Annotated in this window: 8 protein-coding genes; 4 read left to right on the top strand and 4 right to left on the bottom strand. The window is 66.6% G+C overall.

Going from position 1 to position 6666, the window contains the following annotated elements; genetic code table 11:
- Positions 1–496 precede the first annotated feature (496 nt).
- On the top strand, positions 497–631 hold the full coding sequence (locus ACIBVN_RS60430) for a hypothetical protein (RefSeq protein ID WP_397151902.1): 135 nt from the start codon (positions 497–499) through the stop codon (positions 629–631).
- Positions 632–641: 10 nt separating this feature from the next.
- The gene (locus ACIBVN_RS60435) at positions 642–902 is read left to right on the top strand and encodes a helix-turn-helix transcriptional regulator (RefSeq protein WP_397151904.1); all 261 of its coding nucleotides are present in this window, start codon (positions 642–644) and stop codon (positions 900–902) included.
- 4 nt (positions 903–906) lie between these two features.
- Here the strand turns inward: ACIBVN_RS60435 and ACIBVN_RS60440 are convergent, their stop codons facing one another.
- Positions 907–1233: a hypothetical protein gene (locus ACIBVN_RS60440; RefSeq protein WP_397151906.1), complete on the bottom strand. Its 327-nt coding sequence runs from the start codon at positions 1231–1233 to the stop codon at positions 907–909.
- Here ACIBVN_RS60440 and ACIBVN_RS60445 point away from each other — a divergent pair.
- The gene (locus ACIBVN_RS60445; protein ID WP_397151908.1) at positions 1220–1615 is read left to right on the top strand and encodes a recombinase family protein; all 396 of its coding nucleotides are present in this window, start codon (positions 1220–1222) and stop codon (positions 1613–1615) included. The two genes, ACIBVN_RS60440 and ACIBVN_RS60445, sit on opposite strands and share 14 nt — an antisense overlap.
- Positions 1616–1884: 269 nt before the next feature.
- Here the strand turns inward: ACIBVN_RS60445 and ACIBVN_RS60450 are convergent, their stop codons facing one another.
- From ACIBVN_RS60450 to ACIBVN_RS60460, 3 genes are all read right to left on the bottom strand, one after another.
- Positions 1885–2406 (bottom strand): calcium-binding protein, encoded by a 522-nt coding sequence (locus ACIBVN_RS60450; protein ID WP_397151910.1) that lies wholly within the window; start codon positions 2404–2406, stop codon positions 1885–1887.
- Positions 2407–2638: 232 nt separating this feature from the next.
- Positions 2639–2944, bottom strand: coding sequence for a hypothetical protein (locus ACIBVN_RS60455; RefSeq protein WP_397151912.1), 306 nt, complete (start codon positions 2942–2944; stop codon positions 2639–2641).
- Positions 2945–3272: 328 nt separating this feature from the next.
- Positions 3273–3452, bottom strand: coding sequence for a hypothetical protein (locus tag ACIBVN_RS60460; RefSeq protein WP_397151913.1), 180 nt, complete (start codon positions 3450–3452; stop codon positions 3273–3275).
- A 1748-nt stretch (positions 3453–5200) separates the two neighbouring features.
- Here ACIBVN_RS60460 and ACIBVN_RS60465 point away from each other — a divergent pair.
- The gene (locus tag ACIBVN_RS60465) at positions 5201–6376 is read left to right on the top strand and encodes a PQQ-binding-like beta-propeller repeat protein (protein WP_397151915.1); all 1176 of its coding nucleotides are present in this window, start codon (positions 5201–5203) and stop codon (positions 6374–6376) included.
- Positions 6377–6666 lie beyond the last annotated feature (290 nt).

Raw genomic sequence — 6666 nt, forward strand, 5'->3', positions numbered from 1 at the left:
GGCCCGGCCGGTACGACTTCCACCCGCCGACCGCCCGAGACAGCCGCCGCCCTTGTGTACTGGCAGCCATGAGATTGCGGGCACTCTGCCCGACGACACGGGAGCCAGGAAGCCGATGACATACGCCATGACACCGGACGGAACCCGCATCACCTACCAGCTCCAGGACCAGGGGGACGCCGCTGATCCCTGCGGGCGAACCAGGCCAACAACCACCACCGGTGGGATGCGGTTCGTGCCGACTTCCATCCCACTCCCAGCACCCTCATGCTCGACACCGCGGCACCGGCGACAGCGACAAGGCCCTCCGCTCCCGAACGCGCCCCAGCCGCCAGGTTGGCCCGCGACTACGCGTAGTTCTTCGCGATGATGGCCAGGCTGGGCCTCTTCGGGGGGTCTGGCCGGCGCCGCAGGCGACATCGACGCCGCACGCACGGGTTCGAACGGGCCCTCGCCCACTTGGAGCATTTGCCGCATCCCTACCGACCGCGCCCGGGTGAACTTCGCGTACGGGCAGACCCCGCGTCGCGCGGGAAAGCGGCGCGAGGCCGATACCGTTCTGCACAATGCGCGCGAGCTCCATGCGGCGCTCGGCTCCCGCACCGCGGTGAAGTACTGCACCTGGAAATGAGGCGGGCGGCGTGCACCCCGCCTGCTTCGCCTCCGGCCTGTCGCGGCTCACTCCCCAGGAACAGGCGGTCGCGCGGCTCGTCGCCTTCGGGGCCAGCAACAAGCAGGCGGCTCTGGAGCCGTGCATCTCAGCCGAGACGGTGCAGTACCACCTGACCCACGTCTACTCCAAGCTCGGCGTCCGGTCCCGCAGAGAACTGGCCGCGCAGTTCAGGGCGCTGCTGCGGAGCAACGAGCCGGACATCGATTTACCGGCTGGGAACAGCCAGTGAATGGTCAGTCCGAGAAGATCGCGCGGCGCAGTGGGGGGAGTACGCCGCACAGCCGGAAGAACGTCCGTGCGATGGTCCGGACCGCGCGGCTGGGCAGGGTGGCCAGGCGCAGGTACATGGTCGCGGCTCGCACGGCGGCGAAGCCGTTCTTCAACATCGCGCGCTCGTACTCGGCGATGGCGGGGAGTAGGTCGTATTCGCCCCGGCCGACCGCGATCAACGCGCGGCGCAGCGCGTTGGCGTCGTACAGCGCGGCGTTGCCGCCGAGACCGCCGACCGGCGCATGGAGTGGACGGCATCGTCCAGCACGGTCACGTTTGTGGTCGGCCAAGGCTTCACCCGCTCGGCGGTGGCGAAGTCGAACCGGCGACGTCCTGACAGCGTCGGAACTGTTCCGGCTGTGTCGCGACCTGGTCGATATCCACGCCGTACGCGACTGGTGCCAGGCTCGCGGCGTCGTCCTGCGCGTCCTGTCCGGTCCGCTGTCAAACTTCCACGACCTGGCCGCCAGCGACGCGACCACCGCGCTGCTCATCAACGTGATCACTGCTGTCGGGCAGTTCCAGCGCGACTTGCAGAACAAGCTCACCTCTGAAAGGGGCGCCGCGGCCGAAGCCGAAGGTCGCTACCGCGGCCGGCCGCCCGCGCTGGACGGCACCTTTGAACCCTTCCAGATCGCCTTCGAGGGCCGCCTCACCCCCACCAACCTCTGAACCCTTCAAAACCAAGATCAGCCGTGAAGTTGACACTCCCACCAACGGCATCGACGGGTGGAGCGCCCGGTGCGTGGAGACACGCACACCAGGTGCGGCGGGCGGGCCGGGAAAGCCACCGTGAGCAATCACGGCAGGGCGCCCCGGCCCGACCCAACAACGGTGTTGATCTTGCTGTGACGTGCCTGGTCAATGCTGAGCTGGAGAGGCCACGACGAACGGCAAACCGCCCCCGCCGGTCCGTCCGGCGGGGGCGCTAGTGTGGGCGCCTAAAGCTCGCAGTTGGTCTCGACTTCGCCGTCGCAGCGGTCGGTGTCGGCACCGCCGTTGAGCGTGTCGGTGCCGATACTGCCAATCAGGCGGTCATTGCCCCCGCGGCCGTTGAGCGTGTCGTCACCGAAACCGCCGAACAGGATGTCGGCGCCGAAGCCCCCGTTGACGGTGTCGACGCCGTTGTCGCCGGAGAGCGTGCTCGGCAGGTTCGTGTTGTTGCGGATCGCGTCGATGCCGTCCCCCGCGAACACGTCGACGCGATCGATCCCACCGGCCGGACACTGCGCCTCGCCCACCGCCTGCGTGCATCCAGAACCGGCCGCGACCGAGCCGAGCGTATTGCTGATGGTCACCACGGTGCCCGTCGCGTTGAGCCTGATCTCGATCCCGTCGTCCCCCGAGCTGCCGTTGACGAGGATCCTGCCGCTGTCGAGTTGCGCGGTGACGGTGGCCGCCGACGCCGGTCCGGCCAGCGCCACGGCGCCGGTGAACAGGACGGTGACGAATCCCAGGGCCATACTCGCGCTTGTGAGCATGCGACGACCCGTGTTGGTGCTGAACATTCGCTGGTTCCCCTCGATGATGTGTCGGTCCGGACCCCCGGAACACTGTGGGGGAGCCTCATCTCCGGCTCATCGCACAAAGACGCACTGGCCAGGCGTACTGCTTCCTTGACTAGCGGCCTTCCTGTCCTCTGCACCGCGGGGGCCTCGTCGGCAGCTGCGACGCGTCGTCGTCTCAGCCTTTGGGTTATGGCTTAGCGGCCGGCGACGTGGGCGACGTCGTCGTCGAGGGCTCTGGCCTGTTTTCGGGATAGGACAGGTCGGCCGGGACGGGCTTGGGCTTGCCGCTGAGGCAGGAGTCCACAAAGAACTCCTTCACCTGGGCGTGCCATGCCTCGCGCCCGTCGGAGGGCTCGACGTACGGCGCCTCGTCGATGACCCCGCTGCCGTTGTAGGCGCGCTCGCACCTGGCCTTGTCGATGTGCGCTTCCTGGGAGTGCAGCAGCTTGTAGGTGTCCACGCCGCGCTGGGCGGCCGTGCGCAGGTACGTCATGCGCGTGTCATAGGAGGCTCGGTCGTGCCGCGAGTGGGAAGGCGAGCCAGAATGGGCCCAACGCAGGGCCGGGGGAAGCTCATGGGGCCTCATTGTGGTTGGCTGGACCGACAATTCTCCGAAACTCTCTGTGATCACTCGGTAGCTGAACAGACCTGCGTGATCATGTAAGCGGGATGCATAACTGGGCGACAAAACACCACAAAACGGGCACGACTTGAGGGGAGTGCGGGGCGCCATCGACGGCTGTTCGCGTTTGTGTTGGTCAGCGCGTTGATCGCACCGCAAATTACTGATCGGTAATCAGACGGAATGAGTGTGCATATCGTTACCCGCCGGTAGGGAATTCGGCGACGGGTGGCGCGGGCCAGTGATCGCCCCAGTGGATGGCCAGAGCCTCGGCTCTCGCGAGCACGTCCAGGGCCCGGTCCTCGGCGTCCATCGCAAGGTAGCGGGAGCTCTCATCCCCAAGGGCGTCCACCATCCCTGAGCCAACGCCAGCAGGCACGCCCACATCCTGCGACAAGCCGGGCTGATCACCAGCACTCGCTGGGTCTACCTGATGCTGCACCAGGCGACCCCGCTCGGCACCGAGCTCGTTCGCACCCAGCCGCCCCAATGAATCACGCGCACGGCCATGACCTCGGTGATTTCCTCCCAGTCGAAACATGCTGACACGACGCGTCCCAGACCTGTGAACTGTCACTGCACTCCCCGCAAAGGGGATCATCTCGTGAACAAAGGGGAACCGTTCATGCAGTCGCCAAAGCATAACCACTATCGCCCGAGGGGGATCAGACATGTTCAAGATGACCAACGTCGTGACGGCCGCACTCACAGGCGCGGGCCAAACAACCACCGGAGCTAGTACGACAGCAGTAGTTCACTAGAGGCGGCCTAACGGGAGGACATAATCGCTGCATATCGAAACAAATGCGCGCGCTGCCATACTGGTTGAGTACACCAATGAAGGGTGGCCGAACCTCGCTCACCGCCCACCGTTCACGCAGGCCAGGTCGCGATGATGAAGCCTGGCCATTCTTGGAAATGGAGTATAAATGGCTATCAGGAAGTCCGCTGTAGCGGCGGCGCTATGCCTGGCATCGGTCACGGCCGGGCTGTTGACGTCCCCCGCTGCCTTAGCAGCTGTAGACCCCGCGCAGGAACCAACGCCCACGGCCTCACCGGAGCCGACTAGCTCGCTAAGCCCGAGGGATAACGGGCAAGGAGCCCGCAACCCACTGTGGCGACTCGCCGCGAGACTCGCTCCAAATGATGGAGATAAAGGCGGAATTGGCACTGCAATTAAGGCGTGGATGTACCATAACGAGGGCAATGAGGTCATTGCAGTCTTCGCCGCCAACAGGGAGATTCTCTCTTTGACAAACCATGCGACAAATCCGTACGCGTATGCATGTCTTACTGTTCGCGCTGATGGATACGGCTCCAAACAAATCTGTGCCTGGGGCGGGAGGACAGCAGTATTCGATTGGGACGTCCCGGAAGGCCATACAACTAGAGTGCGGCTACACATAGGCGACGGCAAGGTCACGTGGGTTGATTACACCAAGAAGGGCGGCCGGACCTAGTCCGCCCAAGCCTCGTGGACTCGACTCTCCGCATTGCGGTCTCGCCCTCCCAGGCCCCTCACTCGCTGGGTAGCCCCGGTGCATTGCTGCACCGAGGCCCCCTCAGAACCGTGCGGGCCACTCCTCGCGGCACACGGCTCAAACACGTCGCTCTGGTCCCTGGCGGGACGCCGCGTATGCGGGAAAATTGGGTGCGGGTCGCTCGCCGACGTCGGCGCCAGGCGGCGGCGCAGCCAGTCCAGCTCCTGGCGGGTCTGTTGCAGGTGGGCACGGTGGGCGGCCTGGCGGCAGCGCTTGCCGCAGTGGACGGCGGGGCGGCCGCGGGGTGATGGCTGGATCGGGCCCGCGCATACCGGGCAGGCCGGGGCCTTGGGAGTGGTCCCGCCGTTATCTGGGGTTGTCAAGCGAACCTGCTGGTCAGTCCCATGAAGGTCGTTAAGGCACGTCAGGCAAGTAGACCCCAGCATGCCGAGCATGGTGCGGACCGTCGCGAAGTCGACTCCGCGACGGACGAGGACGCCGATCGCCCTGAAGGTGAGGGTCCGCAGCAGGGACTCCTGCCGGCAACGGAATCTGTCGTTAGCGGAGTTCCCGCAAGTCAGCAGGTTTTCGAGTGGCCTTTCGTTTTTGCCGCATTCGACGCGTTAAAGGGGCCATGCTGGGCCTTATGCGGTTGATCCACATCATGGCATGCGCCGTCGTCAGCATCCTGCTGCTCGGCCTCGTCGGCTGGCCGGGCGAGACCATGACGCCGATGGGGGACTCCTCCTACCCCTGGCGTCCGGCGGGGCGGGGGACGCCGTCGATCGACGTCGTCGGCAGGGCTCCCTTCGTGGCCGAGCTCTACGGTGACGTGGCGGTGCGCTCGCGGCGGGGCCTGGGCACCGCGGGACTGGTCGGAGAGCGGATCACGGACGGATCCACGGCCTGGCGGTACGAGAACGGCTGGGCCGACGACTCGCTGGGGCCCGTCCGGGTGAACGATCGCCGGGTCGCGGCCATCTGGCGGGACGGCCGGGTCAGCCTCATCGACGTGCCGGACGGCCGCATCGTCTGGCAGGCCGACCTGCCGCCAGGCCCGTACCACGAGGCCAACCGGGCCTACGACGAGGAATGGGCGGCGGCCTGGGAAATCTCCGTGGCCAGAGACGGCTCCGTCCCCCTCGTGATGGTCCTGCACGACGGCCGGCTCGACGTGCTGGACGGCCGCACGGGAGCGATCCGCTGGTCCTACCCGCCTGGCTCGTCCGCTTCCTGCCCCACAGGAGACCCCGTCCCCGGCTCGGTCCGCAGCGCGGGCGAGACCGTGCTCGTCTTCCAGGACTGCGCCGGCGCGGAGTCGAACGTCGCGCTCAGCGCCACGGACGGCAGGCAGCTGTGGGGGTTCGACGGTGGAGAGCTGTGGCACGCGCGTGCGCTCGGCACCGATCGCCTGGCATCGGTGGACAACGGCGGCGCTCTCGTCGTCCGCAGGGTCCACGACGGAAAGATCCTCTGGCGAGCCCCGTCGGCGGGGCTCAAGGACAACCCCTACGGGGAGGCGATGGGGGCGTCGGACGAGTTGGTGACCGTGCGCTCGAAGACCGAGGTGGCCGCCTACCGGATCGCCGACGGCGAGGTCGCCTGGCGCCGTACCCTGGGCGACGCGTGGGACGGCACCGTCCTGACGGACGGCGTGGACACCTACGTCGCCGAGGACGCGACGACGCTCGTCAAGCTCGACGCCCGCACGGGACGCATCATCGACCGGCACCGCTTCGAGGACGACATCACCCCGCGATGGATGCGCGATGGACTGGCCGGGATCGGCGTGGGCACCGGCGACGACATAGTGATCGGCTGACTCGTCCTTCCCAGGCCCGCTACGCCTGGGCGAGCGCGGCCACCGCCTGGTTCAGCAGGTCCAATCGCGTGAGAGCGTCACACGATAAGCGGAACACCGGAGCATGCAGTCGCGTGTGACTTGGTCAACCACGACGAGATTGGGCTCTCTGAGAAGCCCGCACCACGTGTCATCTCCACGAGTTGCGACCATTGGCCCCAGATATTCAAGCGGTGAGATGGTGTGGCCTGAAACAACAGAAAAGGTGCCCCCGAGCTGCAAGGATTCGAGTGTCTAAGTCGTGTCCGCCG

The sequence above is a fragment of the Nonomuraea sp. NPDC049400 genome (assembly GCF_044466425.1).
GTDB lineage: Bacteria > Actinomycetota > Actinomycetes > Streptosporangiales > Streptosporangiaceae > Nonomuraea.